3 protein-coding genes are annotated in these 3623 nt (G+C 37.3%); 2 read left to right on the top strand and 1 reads right to left on the bottom strand.

Features of this window, described 5'->3' with window-relative positions; all coding sequences use genetic code 11:
• Nucleotides 1-669: TetR/AcrR family transcriptional regulator (locus V7137_RS26235; protein WP_335700795.1), on the bottom strand; the 669-nt coding region annotated here is incomplete at its 3' end.
• A gap of 319 nt (nt 670-988) precedes the next feature.
• Between V7137_RS26235 and V7137_RS26230 the strand changes: the two genes are divergently transcribed.
• Together V7137_RS26230 and V7137_RS26225 are read left to right on the top strand one after the other, a co-directional pair.
• On the top strand, nt 989-1642 hold the full coding sequence (locus V7137_RS26230) for an efflux RND transporter periplasmic adaptor subunit (protein ID WP_335700794.1): 654 nt from the start codon (nt 989-991) through the stop codon (nt 1640-1642).
• Between the two features lie 8 nt (nt 1643-1650).
• Nucleotides 1651-3522, top strand: coding sequence for a DHA2 family efflux MFS transporter permease subunit (locus tag V7137_RS26225; protein ID WP_335700793.1), 1872 nt, complete (start codon nt 1651-1653; stop codon nt 3520-3522).
• The last annotated feature ends 101 nt before the right edge of the window (nt 3523-3623 follow it).

Genomic DNA, 3623 nt, shown 5'->3' with positions numbered 1-3623 from the left:
CAATGTGGCCATGGAAAATTCATTATTAAAAAAATCATGGTAATCTGATTTTGGAAGTAGTTGATTTATATCCTCTGGTAAAAATAATTGGATGTCCTTTCTACTTATATCATCCAGAATCGTCATAACACGCTCCAAACAGTAAGCAGCAATTTGCCGTAATGGTATCGTTCCGTGCAATACATTACTTGTATTCAAAATATGTTCCATCATTCCTGAATAAAGAACGGCACAATCGATCATATACTTTGCTTGGTTGTTTGGGAAAATATTTAAAAAACGTTCATATATCCATTTTAAATATAAATATCTCCCTTGCTTTATAAATTTAATCAGCTCTGGTTCATTAGATACGAGCACATCCTCAATGAGCTGATTTAATTTATTTTTTCTGTTATGTTCTATCATAAAATGGACCTGTTCAATGAAAATGTCCTTGTCTGAAATGTCTTCCCCAATGAGTAATTTATCTCTCTCCATTTTCATGTTATCAAGTATAAGATTATAAACCGCTTTAAACAATTCCCCTTTAGAAATAAAATAATTATAAAAAGACCCCTTTGAAATTCCGCTATGATTCAAGATATCTTGAATGGATGTAGCGTGATAGCCCTTTTCAATAAATAGTTCATGTGCCTTATCTATGACATTCCTTTTTTTCTTATTCATCCTTTTTCCCCTTATGTCAAGTCTGACTTTTTCTCTATTTTTATTATACCACAATGAACCATTAGTATACTTTTGTACTAATGGTTCATTTATTTATTGCTTGAGTATTCTGAAAATGGTAAGATGGGTTCTATAATTGAAGTACAAAAATATACTTTAAGTACAAATTTTATGGAAAAGGAGAATAATGTACTTGTCGGAGAAAAGAACGTTACCAATAAATGGCAAATTCTTATTTAGCTATGTGGTATGAATGGATGAACTAATACATTTGCAAAAATGGGTTTTATCAAAGCGCACTAGAGGAGGAGTAAGGTTAATGAGCACGAAACGTTTACTTTTATTGAACATAATTATGTTACTTGTATTAGTCGGAGCAGGAGTAGGGGGGTATGCCTATTACAATCGAACTGCCAACTATTTAACGACAGATAATGCGCAAATTGCTGGCCAACAAGTAACCATAGCTGCTCCTGCATCCGGGAAATTAACTGATTGGAAGGGCAATGTTGGTGACCGTTTTACGAAGGATTCTACTATAGGAACAATCACAACAAAAGGGGAAGATGGAACACCTGAAAATATGAAAGTTACACTTCCAACAGATGGAACGATTGTACAAAATAATGCCGTGCAAAATTCCTTTGTTACTGCAGGAACGCCGCTGGCGCAAGTATATGATCTAACTAAATTATGGGTTACAGCAAATATTGACGAAACGGACATCGACGAAATTGCTGTAGGTCAAGATGTCGATATCTATGTGGATGCTTTTCCAAATAGCACGTTAAAAGGGAAAGTTCAACAAATCGGCTTAGCGACAGCGGGAACATTTTCTCTATTACCGAGTTCAAATACGACAGGTAATTACACAAAAGTTACTCAAGTCGTTCCAGTTAAAGTAACGATAGATGATAATAAAGGTGTTGAAATTGTTCCGGGCATGAACGTAACCGTGCGAATTCAGAAGTAGGTGATAATATGTCAATATATATCACGGTTTATGTTACATTAGCCATGTTGTTATTGCTTTTCATCAATTTTAGGATGATGAAACAAAAAAAACCGAACCATGATCAAACGAAAATGATGAGGCAAGAGGTTAGGGAGAATATTGGTAAAACTAATTTTAAGGTTGAAGAGTTTAAGGAAAGTAGTACTCGAACGGAACAGAGTGATACAAAAGTCCAGAAGAATGATCAACAAGATTTATCAGATCAATTGGAAAAAACGCTGCAAGATTCAGCTATTGCTGAATCAGCATTGAAAAACGAAGAAATTGAGGTTCAGCAGAAAGAAAAAACGAACCAGCCAATACAACCAGTTAAAGACGCAAAAAACGATGCAGGAACAGGAAAAGTACTTGCGGCTCTGCTGATCGGTGCTTTTGTTGCCATTCTAAATCAAACCTTACTTAATGTGGCCATCCCACATATTATGAATGATTTAGGTATTTCTGCAAGTACCGTTCAATGGCTCTCAACCGGTTATATGTTAGTGAACGGGATCGCTATTCCAATATCAGCTTATCTTATTGAAAAGTTTGGAACAAGGAAGCTATTGATTGCGGCTATTTTTCTATTCACCTTAGGGTCGTTAGTTTGTTCCTTATCAGCCAACTTTAGTATGCTGATGATTGGAAGGATCATCCAAGCGTGTGGTGCTGGTATTATTATGCCCCTGTTAATGACTGTTTTTTTCGCATTGTTTCCTCCAGAAAAACGTGGAAAGGCAATGGGAATTATGGGTGTAGTTATGATATTTGCTCCTGCAATTGGTCCTACATTATCCGGGTGGCTCATTGGACATTATTCATGGAGATTATTGTTTGACATTGTCATTCCAATCGGAATCCTTGATTTAATTCTTAGCTTCATGTGGATGAAAGACGTAACCAAGGTAACGAATCCTAAATTTGATTTCCCAGGATTTTTATTTTCGACATTAGGTTTCGGGTTCTTGTTATATGGCTTTAGTGAAGCAGGGAATAATGGCTGGACCAGTACTATCGTAGTTTCAGCATTAATCATAGGTACCATTTCATTTATCGCCTTTGTCTGGCGTGAACTGACTGCCGAGAAACCAATGCTTGATTTACGGGTCTTTAAATATGATATTTTCTCGCTGACGACCATAATAAGTATGTTCGTTAATATGGCTATGTTTGGTGCAATGATCTTGCTCCCGATTTATTTGCAAAATATTCGCGGTTTTACGGCATTACAATCCGGTTTATTGATGCTTCCAGGTGCAATCGTGATGGGAATTATGTCACCAATTGCCGGTGCTCTTTTTGATAAAATCGGTTCAAAATGGCTTGCGGTAATCGGCTTAACAATTACGGTAATCACTTCATGGGGATTTACCAGTCTTAGTATGACTACAAGCTATAGCCATATTCTTTTTCTATATGTGATGCGGATGTTTGGTATGTCCTTCATCATGATGACAGTCATGACAGAAGGTCTTAACCAATTACCTCGACAACTGGGGGCGCATGGAACGGCTGCCTCAAATACGGCAAGGCAGGTGGCTGGAAGTATTGGGACGGCGTTTCTTGTCACTGTCATGACGACAAGGCAAGGGATGCACGCAGGTGATTATGGTAGTGTCATCACAACCTCCAATCCATTTATAGCTAGTAATTTTGCGCATCTTGGGCAGGGTTTGGGGGCTTTAACACACATGCCGCCTGATGCGGGAAGGCAGCTTGCCACCTTTTTGATTTATGGTCAGACCATGCAACAAGCTACAATTGATGGAATTAATGATACCTTTATGGTTGCAACGGGAATTGCATTTGTAGCTTTGATTCTATCATTCTTTATTAAACGGTCACGAGTTAAAGAATAGTCGTGGAAATCAAGGTCCACTCATTTAATTTCCATTGAAAGTAGGATTAAAAAATGGCAGATTTAGGTCTTTTCATTATTCGATTGGCTGTTGGTCTTACG

Origin of the sequence: Neobacillus drentensis (assembly GCF_036962765.1) — a bacterium.
Taxonomy (GTDB): domain Bacteria; phylum Bacillota; class Bacilli; order Bacillales; family Cytobacillaceae; genus Neobacillus; species Neobacillus drentensis_C.
This window is presented reverse-complemented; position numbering and strand designations above follow the sequence as displayed.